The sequence below is a fragment of the Streptomyces sp. NPDC060002 genome, assembly GCF_042737245.1.
In the GTDB taxonomy this organism is placed as follows: Bacteria; Actinomycetota; Actinomycetes; order Streptomycetales; family Streptomycetaceae; genus Streptomyces.
In genome coordinates, this window is sequence record NZ_JBHWUW010000002.1 from 233,207 (window position 1) to 247,425 (window position 14,219).

The following is a 14,219-nucleotide window of genomic DNA, read 5'->3' on the forward strand; positions in this document are numbered from 1 at the left end:
ACGCATCGGACGGCGTGCCCGGCCGCATATTCCCCGTGGCCGCCGACGGATCATGTAGCGACCATTAGTTAGGCGCACTATTGATATCGGCGTACGATGGAGCGCATGCCCGAGCTCAGCCCTCGGCGACGTCTCCTGGTCCTCGCGATCTGCTGCATGAGCCTGCTGATCGTGAGCCTCGACGTCACCGTTCTCAATGTCGCCCTGCCCGCGATGCAGCGCGATCTGCACGCCTCCACCGCCGGCCTCCAGTGGACGATCGACGCGTACACGCTCGTGCTCGCCGTGCTGCTGATGCTCGCGGGGTCGACCGCCGACCGGATCGGCCGCAAGAAGGTCTTCATGGCCGGGCTGGTCGTGTTCACGATCGGCTCGCTGCTGTGCTCGCTCGCCCCGAACCTGGAGCTGCTGATCGCGGCCCGGATGGTGCAGGCGGTCGGCGGCTCGATGCTGAACCCGGTCGCCATGTCGATCATCACCAACACGTTCACCGACCCCCGCGAGCGGGCCCGCGCGATCGGGGTCTGGGGCGCGGTCGTGGGCATCTCGATGGCCGCGGGCCCGCTGCTGGGCGGACTCCTGGTGGAGTCCGTCGGCTGGCGGTCGATCTTCTGGCTCAACCTGCCGATCGGCCTGGCCGCCCTGCTGGCGACCCTGCGCTACGTCCCCGAGTCCCGCGCGCCCAAGGCCCGCCGCCCCGACCCGGTCGGCCAGCTGCTGGTCATCGCCCTGTTCGGCCCCCTCACCTACGCGATCATCGAGGCGCCGGAGGCGGGCGCCTCGACCAGCCTCCCCTTCGCCGCGGTGGCGCTGGCCGCGCTGATCGGCCTGCTCCGGTACGAGCCCCGGCGCGATGAACCCCTCGTCGACCTGCGCTTCTTCCGGTCGGTCCCGTTCAGCGGGGCGACCGTGGTCGCGGTCGCCGCGTTCGCCGCGCTGGGCGGCTTCCTGTTCCTGTCCACGCTGTACCTGCAGAACGTACGGGGCCTCGACGCCCTGCACGCCGGGCTGTGGATGCTGCCCATGGCCGTGCCGATGTTCCTGTGCGCCCCGCTGTCCGGACGGCTGGTCGGCAGCCGGGGACCGCGGCTGCCGCTGCTGATCTCGGGCGCCGCGATCACGACGAGCGGGCTGCTGTTCGCCGTCTTCGAGGCGGAGACGTCCGACGCGACCCTGTTCCTCGGGTACGTGCTGTTCGGGGTGGGCTTCGGGTTCGTGAACGCGCCGATCACGAACACGGCGGTGTCGGGCATGCCCCGCGGTCAGGCGGGGGTCGCGGCCGCGGTCGCCTCCACCAGCCGTCAGCTGGGCCAGACACTGGGCGTCGCGGTGATCGGCGCGGTCCTGGCGGCGGGCGTGAGCCCCTCGGCGTACCGCGACACCTTCGTCTCCGCGGCCCTCCCCGGCTGGTGGATCCTCACCGGCTGCGGTGTCGTCGTCCTCGCCCTGGGCGCCGTGACCACCGGGTCCTGGGCCCGGCGGACGGCGGAGCGGACCGCGCGGCGACTGGAGGCGCCGGAGATCCGGGAGGCGGCGAGCCTCAGCGCCTGACCCCGCTCCCGGCGGTCTCGGCACTCTTGGCGGTCTCGGCACTCTTGGCGATCTCGGCGATCTCGGCGGTCTTGGCGATCTCGGCGGTCTCGGCACTCTTGGCGATCTCGGCGATCTCGGCACTCTCGGCACTCTTGGCACTCTTGGCACTCTTGGCGATCTCGGCACTCTTGGCGGAGGCCGCCCGCGCGAACGCGTACAGCTTCTCCAGCCGCTCCCGCGTCACCTCGTCCGCCGGTGCGTACGTCACCAGGCGGGCCCCGAGTTCCGGGCTCAGCCAGAGGTCGGTGTGGGTGAGTTCGAGGAGGCCGACCTGCGAGTTGCGGAACTGTTTGGTCTTGCTGCGGGTCGCGACGACCTCGTAGCGCTCCCAGTTCTCGCGGAACTCCGGGGACTCCGACTGGAGCCGCTTGACCAGCATCTTCCAGGCGGGCTCGGTGAGATGGCCGGCCATGGAGGCGCGGAGCTTCGCGGCCATCAGGCGCATGGTCTCGTCGAGGTGGACGATCGACTCGCGCCACTGCGGGTGGGTGTGGACGAGGACCATGCAGTTGCGGTCCTCGGGCGGGATCGCGTCGAGGTCGCAGAGCAGACGGGCGTAGGTGCGGTTGTAGGCCAGGATGTCGTAGCGGCTGTTCTGGACGCAGGCGGGCAGCGGGTCGAGCTGGTCGAGGACCTCGCGTACGGCGTCGGTGACGCCGGTGCAGGACGAGGCGGGGGTCGGGTCGGTCGCGGCGGCCAGCTGGAAGAGGTGCGCCCGTTCGCTCGGGTCGAGCAGCATGGTGCGGGCGAGTGCGTCGAGGACCTGGACCGAGACCTGGATGTCCCTGGACTGTTCGAGCCAGGTGTACCAGGTGACGCCCACCGCCGAGAGATGGGCGACCTCCTCGCGGCGCAGCCCCGGCGTACGGCGGCGCGCCCCGCGCGGGAGCCCCACCTGCTCGGGCGTGATCCGCTCACGCCGGCTGCGCAGGAAGGCGGCCAGCTCGTGGCGCCGGATCTCCGAGCCCCCGGCGCCGTGCGACTCACGGGCCTTCTGAACCTCGCGGGCCTCCTGGGCCGCACGGCCCTCCTGGGCCTCCTGGGCCTCACGAGTCCTCTGAGCCCGGCGCACTGCCTGGGCCTCGCGCGCGCGTGTTTCCTGGGCCATCGTCGTCATGCCTCCAGCGTGCGGCCGCCCGGACCCTGTTGCCAGGTACTCCTTCTACCAGGATAAGACGAATCTGGTACCCGTCTGGGCGACGGCGCAGGCTCGGGGGCGTGACTGAAACCATCACCACCCCAGCCGCCGCACGGACGGTCGCGGCACCCCGCGCGCTCGGCTCGCTCGGGCTGTTCACCGTGCTGCTCGGCGCGGCACTTCCCCTGATCGACTTCTTCATAGTCAACGTCGCCCTGCCCACCATGGGACGGGATCTCGCCGCGAGCGAGTCCGTCCTCGAACTCGTCGTCTCCGGGTACGGGCTCGCGTACGCCGTGCTGCTCGTGCTGGGCGGCCGGCTCGGCGACCTGTTCGGCCGGCGGCGGCTCTTCCTGGGCGGCATGGCCGTCTTCGGCCTGACCTCACTGGCCTGCGGCCTCGCGCCCGACGCGTGGTCCCTGGTCGCGGCGCGGGTCGCGCAGGGCGCGTCGGCCGCCGCGATGGTGCCGCAGGTGCTGGCCACCATCCAGTCGTCCACCGAGGGGCCGCGTCGCGCCAAGGCGATGAGCCTGTACGGCGCGACCGCCGGGCTGTCCATGGTCGCGGGCCAGATCCTGGGCGGCGTACTGGTCGCCGCGGACCTCGCCGGCAGCGGCTGGCGGTCCGTGTTCCTCGTGAACGTCCCCGTCGTGGTCGTCGGGCTCGTCCTCGCCGTCCGTACCGTCCCGGAGACGCGCTCACCGCGCCCCGAGCCCGTGGACGGACCCGGCACCGTGCTCCTCGCCGCCGCCCTGCTGACGCTGCTCGCCCCGCTCACCGAGGGCCGGGCGGCGGGCTGGCCGCTGTGGACGTGGCTGTCGCTGGCCGCGTTCCCACTGGTCACGGGCGCGTTCCTCGCGGTGGAGCGGCGGGCCGACCGGCAGGGCCGTACCCCGCTGGTGCCGCCGAGCCTCTTCGCGCTCACCCCGCTGCGGCGCGGCCTCACGCTCATGGTGCCGTTCTCGATCGGCTTCAGCGGGTTCATGTTCGTCATCGCCGTGGCGCTCCAGAGCGGGGCGGGGCTGGGTCCGGTGCGGGCCGGACTCGCCCTCGCGCCGATGGCTCTGGCGTTCTTCCTGGTGTCGCTGGCCGGGCCGCGGCTGGTGGCGCGGTTCGGGGCCCGGGTGGTCACGGCGGGCTCGGTGGTCCAGGGCGTGGGCGTCGTCCTCATCCTGCTGGCGGTGCGCGCCGACTGGCCGGACGTGGGCTTCGTCGCGCTGCTTCCGGGCGCGGCGGTCGCCGGTGCGGGGCAGGCGCTCCAACTGCCCGTCGTCATGCGGATCGTGATGTCCGAGGTGCCGCCGGCCCGCGCGGGCGTCGGCAGCGGGGTGATGGTGACCACCCAACAGGCCTCGCTGGCACTGGGCGTGGCCACCCTCGGCACCCTCTTCCTCTCCCTGGTACCGGGGATGGGCATGCGGAACGCCCTGGTCACCACGCTGGCAGTGCAGTTGGGCGGGGTCGTCGTGACGGGGCTGCTGAGCCTGCGGCTGCCGCGCAAGGTGGGCTGACTCCGGCGCCCCGGACCCGACTCGGGAACGGCTCGGTCAACTCGACGGGCCGAAACCCCTGTTGATGTTGGTATTGCTGCACACTCCTTGCTGGCCGAGATTTCGGGAGGCGTGGTGCTGGAGATCAACACGAGCAAGGTGAGCCGGTGGGACCAGCACGGACGGGAGCATGTCGTCAGAGTGCGGCGCGCGGGTGTGCAGCGCACCATCAGATGCGACACCTGCGGCTGGCACCAAAGAGCGCAGTTCCTGCCCTGGCTGAAGGCCGAGGAACACCTCGTGGAGGCGCATCAGGCGACGGTGGACCCCTCGGAGGGCCGCGAGCCGCGATGACGTCCGGCCGCCCCGGGAGCCGCCGGTTCGCCGGTTCGCCGGTTCGCCGGTTCGCCGGTTCGCCGGTTCGCCGGCCAGGATGGAGCCGATGTCGGTGCCCGACAAGAGCGGGTACGGATCCCGGCCCGTCAGGCGCGGTTCGGTGCCGGCCCCGGCTCCGGCTCCGGCTCCAGCGCGGGCGCCGGCTCCGGCTCGGAGAGGCGCGCTGCCGCGCGGCGGGGCAGCAGCAGCGGGGTGGCCAGCAGGAACACGCCGGCCAGGCCGATGGCCGTACGCGGGCCGAGCAGGCTGCCCAGCACGCCCCAGACGGCCGTCAGGAGCGCGGTCGACGCCTTGGCCGTCACCGCCCAGGCGGACAGTGTGCGGGCGACCCGGTCGGTCGCGGTGCGCTCCAGTCGGTAGGTGGCGTGGACGGGGTTGAAGACCCCGCAGCAGAAGATGAGCCCGAGTTCGACGCCCACCACCAGCAGCAGCCCGCCGGTGCCCGGCCCGAGGAAGGCCAGGCCGACGGGCCAGACCGCGCGCAGCGCCCCCGACCCGACCAGGACCCGGTGCTGCCCGAACCGGGTGACGAGCGGTCGGGCCAGCCGCGAACCGAGCAGCCCGCCGATCGCGGGCGCGGCGAAGGCGAGGCCGTACTGCCAGGGTGCGAACCCGAGCCGGCCGAGCATCAGGACGGCCAGCAGCGGCTGGGCGGCCATCACCAGGCCGTTGAACAGGGCCGTGTTGAAGAACAGGGGACGCAGCGTCGCGTCGGCGAGGATGTACCGCCAGCCGTCGAGCAGGTCCCCTGCCCGCATCCGCGCGGCCTCCCGGGGCTCGGGCCGCTGCTCGTGTCCGCCCATCGCGCGAAGGCCCAGGGCCGAGAGCAGGTAGCTGACCGCGTCGGCCACCACGGTCGCCACCGGACCGAGGAGTCCGATCGCCGCGCCGCCCAGCGGCGGGCCGATGATGGTGGTCGTCCAGGCCGTGGACTCGAACCGGGCGTTGGCTACGAGCAGGTCCTCGGCCGGCAGCAGCGTCTTCAGGTACGCGCCGGAGGCGGCGCGGAAGGTGATGTCGGCCGCCGCGACGACGATCGAGACCAGCAGGAGCTGAAGGAAGGTGAGGACGCCGAGCGCGAACGCGGCGGGGATCGTCAGCAGCGCCGCGAACCGCACCAGGTCCATCGCGATCAGCACCGGCCGCTTGCGGCGGAACTCCACCCACGGTCCGAGCGGCACCGCCACGACCGCGCCCACCGCGGCCCCCGCGGAGGAGAGCGCGGCGACCTTGGCCGGTCCGGCGTGGAGCACCTGGACGGCGATCAGCGGGAACGCGCCGAAGGCGAGCCAGGTGCCGAGCGCGCTCGTCCCGTACGCCCCCCAGAGCCACCCGAACCGCCTCCCCAGCCGATGCCCGAGCAGACGTCTGCGCAGACCTCCGCGCAGCTGTCCCAGCCGGTGCCCGCTCCACATGCCCGCCCGCCCCTCGCCACTCACCCGCACAACCGATCCGCGTTCGGAAGCATCAAAGCGAGCACCGCACCCGGGATCAAACAACCGTGGGACCGCCTGGCCACAACCGACGGTTGTATCCATAGGGTGGGGACATGGACCTAGAAACCGTCCGGACCTTCGTCGCCGCCGCCGACGCGGGGCAGTTCCAGGAAGCCGCCGCCGAGCTGGCGGTCACCCAGCAGGCCGTCTCCAAGCGCATCGCGGCGCTGGAGCGCGACCTCGGGGTGCGGCTGTTCACCCGCACCCCGCGCGGCGCCGAACTCACCATCGACGGGCAGGCGTTCCTGCCCCACGCACGCGACCTGCTGCGCGTCACCGAGCGCGCGGTCGCGTCCGTACGCACCGGCCGGCGTCCGCTGCGCGTCGACGTGATCGCCTCACGCGGCGCGGCGACGGGCCTGATGCGCGGCTTCCACCGCGCCCACCCCGAGATCGACCTCGACGTGGTGATGCTGTTCGAGATCGAGACGGCCGTCGCCGCCCTCCGGTCCGGTGCCATCGACGCGTCCTTCCGCGCCGTCGCCGCCCCCGGCCGGCCCCTGCCCGAGGACATCGAGTCCGTCCGGGTGCTCGACGAGCCGCTCCAGCTCCTCACCGGCTCCGCCCACGCGCTGGCGGGCGTCCGGTCGGTGCCCCTCGCCCAGCTCGCCGGGCACCGGATCTGGATGCCCGGTCTCGCCCCCGGAACCGAGTGGGCTGCCTACTACGACGATCTCGTCGCCGAGTTCGGTCTCACCATCGAGGCGACCGGCCCCAACTTCGGCTCCGACGCCCTCCTCGACACCATCGCCGACACCCCGGCGCTGGCCACCTTCATGGGCGGGCGGACCCGCCTCGTCTGGCCCGCGGGCCACGGCCTGCGCCTCATCCCGGTGACCGACCCGACCCCCGTCTACCCGCACTCGCTCCTCTGGCACCGCGACAACCCCCACCCGGCGCTGGCCACCCTGCGCGCCCACCTCGACGCCACGGCGGCCGGCCACGACGCCGCCGGGACCTGGGCGCCGGGCTGGGTGATTCCGCGTTGAACTTGGGTCAGTTCGAGTGAGGTGCCCGGTCGCCGCGCGCGTCGAGGTCGCTGACCAGGCCCCGCAGCACCGGCCCGTACTCGGGGTGGGCCAGGGCGTGGGCCAGCTGGGCGACGAGGTAGTCGGCCGGGTTGCCGGTGTCGTACCAGCGGCCCTTGATGACCTGGCCGTACACCGCGCGGCCGCGGGCGTAGGCGTTGATGGCGTCGGTCAGGTAGATCTCACCGGTCCGGTGCTCGTACCAGCGGCGGGTCTGCTCGCGCAGTTCGTCGACGATGCCGGGGGTGATGACATAGCCGCCGATGGCCGCGTACGACGACGGCGCGCAGGCCGGGTCGGGTTTCTCGACGAGGCCGGTGATGCGCAGGGTCCCCTCGCCGAGGTCTTCCTTGACGACGGGGACGCCGTAGCGCTGTGAGTCGGCGGGGTCCATCGGCAGCAGTGCCAGCACCGGGCAGCCGGTCTGCTCGTAGGCGCGGATCAGCTGCTGGGCGCGGGGGGTCTCGGCGACGAAGACGTCGTCGGGCCACAGGACCAGGACCGGCTCGTCGCCGAAGGATCGGGCGGCGTTCAGCACCGGGGTGCCGTTGCCGTACGGGCCGCGCTGGTCCAGGTAGGTGATGTGGCCCTTGCGGGCCAGCTCGGCCACCTCCTCGACCGCGTCCGCGTAGGCGGTCTTGCCGTCGGCGCGGAGCTGCTCGACGAGGGCCGGGTTGGGGCGGAAGTGGTCCTGGATCAGGCTCTTGCCGCCGGAGACGACGATGGTGATGTCGGTGATGCCCGAGTCCACCAGCTCGCGCACGGTGTGCTCGATCACCGGCTTGTCGCCGACCGGGAGCATCTCCTTCGGGATCGCCTTCGTGAGGGGCAGCAGCCGGGAGCCCAGCCCGGCGGCGGGGATCACGGCCCGTCGGATCGTCGGGGCCATCAGACCGTCCCCCGCAGCCCGCGCAGCAGCAGGTCCACCAGCGCCGTGAAGTCCTCCTGGGCCCCCGGTCGCTCCCACACCCGGTGGTAGCCGGGGTCGTGGAAGCGGCCGGTGGCATGGAAGACGGCGCCGGCGGTGGTCCTCGGATCGGGGGCGGTGAAGTCGCCGGACGCGACTCCCGCCTCGATGATCCGGGTCAGCTGGCCGGTCAGGTCGGCGAGGTGCTCGCCGACCACCTCACCGGCCTCCCTGGTCAGCACCATGTAGGTGGCGAACAGTTCGGGGTCGTCGCCCGCCTTGCGCCGCTTGGCCTCGAAGAGCGCCGCGAGCCAGTCGCGCAGCCGGGTCTCCGGGGCGCGGGACTCGTCGGCCGTGATACCGGCGAGGGTCTCGAACATGCGGTCCAGCCACCGTTTCGTGACCGCCTCGCGCAGCGCCGCCTTCGTCCGGAAGTGCCGGTAGACACTGCCGTGACTGACACCGAGCGCACGGGCCACGTCGACCACGGTGGCCTTGGCCGGGCCGTGGCGGCGCAGCACCTCCTCGGTCGCCTCGAGGATGCGCTCGGCGGTCAGGGTCTCGGTGGTCGGTGACATGCTCAGACCGTACCCGGAGGGCGGGTCAGCGCTCGCTGTCGAGGTGGGCCATCGCGGCGGCCGAGTAACGGTCACCGGCGGCCGCGTCGGCCGGGACGGCGCCCTCGATCGCGGCGAGGTCGGCGGCGTCCAGGACGACGTCCAGCGCGCCCAGCGACTCCGCCAGCCGCTCCCTGGACCGCGCGCCGATCAGCGGCACGATGTCCTCGCCCTGGGCCAGCACCCAGGCGATGGCGATCTGCGCGACGGAGACGCCCTTCTGCTCGGCGATCTTCCGCAGAGCCTCCACCAGGTCCAGGTTGTGCCGGAGGTTGTCGCCCTGAAAGCGGGGCGAGTAGAGACGGAAGTCGTTCGCGGCGAGCTTGCGGTCGGCGGTGAAGTGCCCGGAGATCAGCCCGCGCGACAGCACGCCGTACGCCGTGACCGAGATCCCCAGCTCACGGGTGACCGGCAGGATCGACTTCTCGATGCCTCGCGAGATCAGCGCGTACTCGATCTGGAGATCGGCGATCGGCGCGGTGGCGGCGGCCTTGCGGATGGTCTCGGCGCCGACCTCGCTGAGGCCGATGTGCCGGACGTACCCCTTCTCGACCAGCTCGGCGATCGCGCCGACCGTCTCCTCGATCGGCACGTCGGGGTCGAGCCGGGCGATGCGGTAGACGTCGATGTGGTCGACGCCCAGGCGCTGTAGGGAGTAGGCGGCGAAGTTCTTCACGGCCCCCGGACGGCCGTCGTAGCCGCTCCAGCCGCCGTCCGGGTCGCGCAGGGCGCCGAACTTCACGCTGACCTGCGCCTGTTGGCGGCGGGCGGCGGGCGCGGTGCGCAGGGCTTCGCCGATCAGCAGCTCGTTGTGGCCCATGCCGTAGAAGTCGCCGGTGTCCAGCAGCGTCACGCCGGCCTCGAGGGCGGCGTGGATCGTCGCGATCCCCTCGGTCCGGTCCGCGTCGCCGTACAGCGCGGACATGCCCATGCAGCCGAGGCCGAGGGCGGAGACCTGGGGACCGGTGGTGCCGAGGGAACGGGTTCGCATCGTCATGCCCACCACCTTGACATGACAGCTGACAGATTTCAACATCTGTCAGCTGACAGTCGTCATCCGTTTTCCGCCATCTGCCATCTGCCATCTGTCATCTGCTGTCTGCCATTCGATATCTGTCCGGTCGACGGGGCGGGTGCTCCGAGGACAATGGGAGATGTCGGTGCGCAGTCACCTCGGCGGCGCCTGCCGCCGGCCGAGCGGCCCTTCTGCGCCGCCATGGAGGCCTGCCATGAGCATTCGCATCGCCACCTTCAACATGGAGAACCTCTTCCGCCGGCCCGCGGCCTTCCGCCTCACGGACCCGGTCGAGCGCAAGGAGATCCTCGACGACTTCGCCGCGCTGGTCGCCCTCCTCGACCTGCTCGTATACCGGGACGAGGACAAGACGGAGATCGCCAGGATCATCAAGAAGCACCGGGCGTACGACACCGACCCGAGGCACCCGACGCCGCCGATCTTCGTCAACCAGGTCCGGCCGGGCAAGGACGCCGGACTGTTCAAGACGTCCGGGTCGGGCAAGAGCACCGTCGTCGAGGTCACCGCCAAGGGCCGTACCGCGTGGGCCGGTTGGGCCGAGCTCGGGCAGGACGACCTCGATCTGGACGTGGTGCGCAACACCGGCCGGGTGGTCTCGGAGGTCGACGCCGACATCCTGCTCACCGTGGAGGTCGAGGACCGCCTCACCCTGGAGCGCTTCAACACGCAGGTGCTGGCCGGGGCGCTCGGCCGGCGGCCGTACCCCTACGCCCTGCTGATCGACGGCAACGACAGCCGGGGCATCGACATCGGGATCCTCAGCCGGTACCCGGTCACGTCCGTCCGGTCCCACCTCTTCGACACCCACCCGGACCGTCCCGACCAGCGCCTCTTCAGCCGCGACTGCCCCGAGTTCGAGATCCAGCTCAACGGCACGCCCCTGGTGATCCTCGGCAACCACCTGAAGAGCAAGTTCCACGACGACCCGGAGCTGCGGCTGGCCCAGGCGAAGCGGGTCGCGGAGATCTACCGGGCCGCGCTGGAGCGCACCCCGCACGTCATCGTCGCCGGGGACCTCAACGACGACCCGGACAGCGACCCGGCGGCGGCGCTGGGGGGCACCGGGCTGCGGGACGTGATGAGCCACCGGTCCTATCGCGGGCCGCTCGGCACGCACGGGAACTGCAAGAGCGAGCGGGACAAGATCGACTACCTGCTGCTCTCACCCGAGCTGTGGCCGGAGGTGCAGCACGTCGGCCTGGAGACCCGCGGCATCTTCGAGAACGGCATCAAGGCCTTCGACACCGTGACCTCGAAGGCCAACGCGGCCTCCGACCACGCGGCGCTCTACGCGGACGTCGACCTGTAGGCACGGACGAAGTGGCCCCAGGCGTCCGCCCCGAAGAGGAGCGCGCCTCGCGCGGGATCCTTGCTGTCCCGCACGGGGACGAGGGAGGGCACGTTGTCGGCGACTTCGAGGCAGTTGCCGCCGTCGGAGTTGCTGTAGCTGCTCTTGCGCCAGGCGGCGGCGCTGAGGAGGTCGTCGGAGACCTCGACACAGTTGCCGCCATCCGTGTTGCTGTAGGAACTCTTGCGCCACGTCACGCTGCTCAGGTCGATGGCTCGCACGGCACTTCCTCCAGCACTCGCAAGATGAACGTCCGCGACTCGGCAGGGCTCAGCGCCAGGTCACGCACCGCATCATATGTGCGGTGCAGGCGTTCAACCTTGCCCGTTTCCTCGACCAGTTCACCTCGCACGTCGTTTTCTGTATAGGCCACGGTACGGCCGTCCAGGAGCCGCAGGAACATCGTGTCCGTATTCATCAGGCCGTGCGGGCCGGTGCCGAACGGCAGCACATGAAGGGTGATGTTCAAGTACTCCGAGGCCTTCACCAGGTACTCCAACTGCCCCCGCCACGCTGCGGGGTCGCGCAGCGAATTGCGCAGCACAGCCTCGGAGAGGATCGCCCGGAACGGAGGGGCTTCCACCCCCTCCAGCAGCTTCCGCCGACTCGTGCGCGCCTCAACCTGCTGGTTCAGCTCCTCACCCTTGAGGCCGCCCGCCGTGAGCGCTTCGTGCGCATAACCGTCCGTCTGAAGCAGACCCGGCGGCGCACTCACCGAGTACTGCCAAAGCCCGATCGCCTCGGCCTCCAGCAACATGTACCGCCGATACTGCTCCTTGAACTGCGAAGGATCCGCGACCGCCAGCTCCCACAGCGTGAGCAGCATCGGGGTCGTCCCGTAGTGCTGGTCCAGCGCCTCCACGATCTCCGGGCTGCCCAGGCTCTGGCCGCCCTCCATCTTCCCGAACGTCGACGCGTTCCAGCCCAGGACGACTTCCAACTGCCGCAGGCTGTCGCCCTTCTCGGTCCGGAGCAAGCGCAGCTCCTCCGCGAAGCGTCGCCGAGGTTCCTGGCTGCGTCCCGTGATCACCCGCCTCGACGGCATCTCACCCCTCCGGAATTTGTGGAATATGCGCTACCCGACGACGCCGAGCCCCACGTCAGCGGCGTGCCGACCCCGATCGCGGGCCATCCTGACGACGACCCCCACCACGCAGAGTAGCCCAACTGTCACAATTAGTATGTAAGTTGGGTGAAAGGAGCGAAAGACATGCGCGACGCGCAGCCTGAGCCGGGCACCCTGTTCTACGACCCCGCGACGGACAAGGTCGGCGAGTACCAGGACCGGACCGGCCCCTACGCGATGCTGCGGCCGGTCGGCGGCGGCCGGGAGTGGCAGGCCGACCCGGCGGCGCTGCGGCCGGCGACCGCCGAGGAGCGGCTGAGCGCGGGCGTACGGGCGGCGAACCGGCGCGCCCGGACCGACGCGCCGTTCATGGTCGGCATCGGCACGCCGCGCCCGCCCGTACCGGAGCCGGACTGCACCGAGTGCGACGAACTGGCGTCGCGCCGGGAGAGCGCCCGCGCCACGCACGACTACAGCGCGGAGACGGACGCGAACGTGCTGCTGCGCGGCCATCAGCGGCGGGAGCACCGGGAATGACGAGTGCCGGGCCCCTCGGAAGGGGCCCGGCACCGGTCAGGCTACGAAGAGAGAACGCGAGGTCAGCAGCCGATCAGGCGGCCGGCGAGGTAGCTCTCGATCTGGTCGAGGGACACCCGCTCCTGCTTCATCGAGTCACGCTCGCGGACGGTGACCGCGTTGTCGTCGAGGGTGTCGAAGTCGACGGTCACGCAGTACGGGGTGCCGATCTCGTCCTGGCGGCGGTAGCGGCGGCCGATGGCGCCGGCGTCGTCGAACTCGATGTTCCAGTTCTGGCGCAGCGCGGCGGCGAGGCCCTTGGCCTTGGGCGACAGCTCCGGGTTGCGGGACAGCGGCAGGACCGCGACCTTCACCGGGGCGAGGCGGTGGTCGAGGCGGAGAACGGTCCGCTTCTCCAGCTTGCCCTTGGCGTTGGGCGCCTCGTCCTCGATGTAGGCGTCGAGGAGGAAGGCCAGCATCGCGCGGCCGACACCGGCCGCGGGCTCGATGACGTAGGGGGTCCAGCGCTCCTGGGCCTCCTGGTCGAAGTAGGAGAGGTCCTGGCCGGAGGCCTTGGCGTGGGCGGAGAGGTCGTAGTCGGTGCGGTTGGCGACACCCTCCAGCTCGCCCCACTCGTTGCCGCCGAACTGGAAGCGGTACTCGATGTCAGCGGTGCGCTTGGAGTAGTGGGAGAGCTTCTCCTTCGGGTGGTCGTACCACCGCATGTTCTCCTCGCGCAGGCCCAGGCCGGTGTACCAGTTCCAGCGCTGCTCCATCCAGTACTCCTGCCACGTCTCGTCCTCGCCCGGCTTGACGAAGAACTCCATCTCCATCTGCTCGAACTCGCGGGTGCGGAAGATGAAGTTGCCGGGCGTGATCTCGTTGCGGAAGGACTTGCCCATCTGCGCGATGCCGAACGGCGGCTTGCGGCGCGAAGTGGTCTGCACCTGGGCGAAGTTGGTGAAGATACCCTGGGCGGTCTCGGGGCGCAGGTAGGCGATGGAGCCGGTGTCCTGCGTGGGGCCGAGGTGGGTGGAGAGCAGACCCGAGAACTGCTTGGGCTCGGTGAACTGGCCCTTGTTGCCGCAGTTGGGGCAGTTCACGTCCGCCAGGCCGTTCTCCGGCAGACGGTTGTGCTTGGCCTCGTACGCCTCTTCCAGGTGGTCCGCGCGGAACCGCTTGTGGCAGGAGGTGCACTCGGTCAGCGGGTCGGAGAAAGTGGCGACGTGGCCGGAGGCCACCCAGACCTCGGGGGCCAGGATGACGGACGAGTCGATGCCGACCACGTCCTCGCGCGACGTCACCATGTAGCGCCACCACTGGCGCTTCAGGTTCTCCTTGAGCTCGACACCCAGCGGTCCGTAGTCCCAGGCGGCCTTCTGGCCGCCGTAGATCTCACTGCACGGGAATACGAAGCCACGGCGCTTGCTCAGGCTGACGATGGTGTCGATCTTGTCGGCGGCCACGGTGCTCTCTTCATAACGACGACGGGCGACGAAGCGAGATGCGCTTCCAGAGAAGACTTCAGGGTACCGGCGGGGACTCCCCCTCGACCAAATCGGATCCCTACCCAGACCCTTACCCAGCC

General features: G+C 71.1%; 13 protein-coding genes and 1 pseudogene. 6 read left to right on the top strand and 8 right to left on the bottom strand.

The genetic code is table 11. The annotated features are described in order from the left end of the window. Positions 1-105: 105 nt before the first annotated feature. Complete coding sequence (locus ACFWBD_RS03495) at positions 106-1,551, top strand: MFS transporter (protein ID WP_385662006.1); 1,446 nt, start codon at positions 106-108, stop codon at positions 1,549-1,551. Between the two features lie 187 nt (positions 1,552-1,738). Here ACFWBD_RS03495 and ACFWBD_RS03500 read toward each other — a convergent pair. Continuing rightward, positions 1,739-2,710, bottom strand: a pseudogene (locus ACFWBD_RS03500) (helix-turn-helix domain-containing protein); the annotation flags it as partial. A gap of 101 nt (positions 2,711-2,811) precedes the next feature. Here ACFWBD_RS03500 and ACFWBD_RS03505 point away from each other — a divergent pair. Beyond that, entirely contained in the window at positions 2,812-4,242 is a 1,431-nt protein-coding gene (locus ACFWBD_RS03505; RefSeq protein WP_385662007.1) for an MFS transporter, read from the top strand. Positions 4,243-4,356: 114 nt separating this feature from the next. Further along, positions 4,357-4,575 (top strand): hypothetical protein, encoded by a 219-nt coding sequence (locus tag ACFWBD_RS03510; protein WP_385662010.1) that lies wholly within the window; start codon positions 4,357-4,359, stop codon positions 4,573-4,575. Between the two features lie 128 nt (positions 4,576-4,703). Here the strand turns inward: ACFWBD_RS03510 and ACFWBD_RS03515 are convergent, their stop codons facing one another. Then, on the bottom strand, positions 4,704-6,032 hold the full coding sequence (locus ACFWBD_RS03515; protein WP_385662013.1) for an MFS transporter: 1,329 nt from the start codon (positions 6,030-6,032) through the stop codon (positions 4,704-4,706). A gap of 134 nt (positions 6,033-6,166) precedes the next feature. Between ACFWBD_RS03515 and ACFWBD_RS03520 the strand changes: the two genes are divergently transcribed. Next, a complete protein-coding gene (locus ACFWBD_RS03520) occupies positions 6,167-7,102 on the top strand; it encodes a LysR family transcriptional regulator (protein ID WP_385662016.1) in 936 nt (311 codons plus the stop codon). Positions 7,103-7,109: 7 nt separating this feature from the next. Here the strand turns inward: ACFWBD_RS03520 and ACFWBD_RS03525 are convergent, their stop codons facing one another. Genes ACFWBD_RS03525 through ACFWBD_RS03535 form a run of 3 tightly spaced genes read right to left on the bottom strand, consistent with a single transcriptional unit; the run spans position 7,110 to position 9,662 of the window. After that, on the bottom strand, positions 7,110-8,030 hold the full coding sequence (locus ACFWBD_RS03525; protein WP_385662019.1) for a UTP--glucose-1-phosphate uridylyltransferase: 921 nt from the start codon (positions 8,028-8,030) through the stop codon (positions 7,110-7,112). After that, positions 8,030-8,626, bottom strand: a complete 597-nt coding sequence (locus ACFWBD_RS03530; RefSeq protein WP_385662022.1) for a TetR family transcriptional regulator — start codon at positions 8,624-8,626, stop codon at positions 8,030-8,032. Before ACFWBD_RS03530 ends, ACFWBD_RS03525 begins: the two co-directional genes overlap by 1 nt. 25 nt (positions 8,627-8,651) lie before the next feature. Then, a complete protein-coding gene (locus ACFWBD_RS03535) occupies positions 8,652-9,662 on the bottom strand; it encodes an aldo/keto reductase (RefSeq protein ID WP_385662025.1) in 1,011 nt (336 codons plus the stop codon). Positions 9,663-9,894: 232 nt separating this feature from the next. Between ACFWBD_RS03535 and ACFWBD_RS03540 the strand changes: the two genes are divergently transcribed. Further along, a complete protein-coding gene (locus tag ACFWBD_RS03540) occupies positions 9,895-11,010 on the top strand; it encodes an endonuclease/exonuclease/phosphatase family protein (protein ID WP_385662028.1) in 1,116 nt (371 codons plus the stop codon). On the opposite strand, the gene ACFWBD_RS03545 is transcribed toward ACFWBD_RS03540, so the two are convergent. Both ACFWBD_RS03545 and ACFWBD_RS03550 read right to left on the bottom strand, forming a co-directional pair. Next, positions 10,989-11,270: a DUF397 domain-containing protein gene (locus ACFWBD_RS03545; protein WP_385662031.1), complete on the bottom strand. Its 282-nt coding sequence runs from the start codon at positions 11,268-11,270 to the stop codon at positions 10,989-10,991. The genes ACFWBD_RS03540 and ACFWBD_RS03545 overlap by 22 nt on opposite strands. Continuing rightward, positions 11,252-12,094 (bottom strand): helix-turn-helix domain-containing protein, encoded by an 843-nt coding sequence (locus ACFWBD_RS03550; protein WP_385662034.1) that lies wholly within the window; start codon positions 12,092-12,094, stop codon positions 11,252-11,254. Before ACFWBD_RS03550 ends, ACFWBD_RS03545 begins: the two co-directional genes overlap by 19 nt. 165 nt (positions 12,095-12,259) lie before the next feature. Here ACFWBD_RS03550 and ACFWBD_RS03555 point away from each other — a divergent pair, with 165 nt between their 5' ends. Then, positions 12,260-12,652, top strand: a complete 393-nt coding sequence (locus tag ACFWBD_RS03555) for a hypothetical protein (RefSeq protein WP_385662036.1) — start codon at positions 12,260-12,262, stop codon at positions 12,650-12,652. Between the two features lie 62 nt (positions 12,653-12,714). Here the strand turns inward: ACFWBD_RS03555 and ACFWBD_RS03560 are convergent, their stop codons facing one another. Next, positions 12,715-14,097 (bottom strand): glycine--tRNA ligase, encoded by a 1,383-nt coding sequence (locus tag ACFWBD_RS03560; RefSeq protein WP_385662038.1) that lies wholly within the window; start codon positions 14,095-14,097, stop codon positions 12,715-12,717. Positions 14,098-14,219 lie beyond the last annotated feature (122 nt).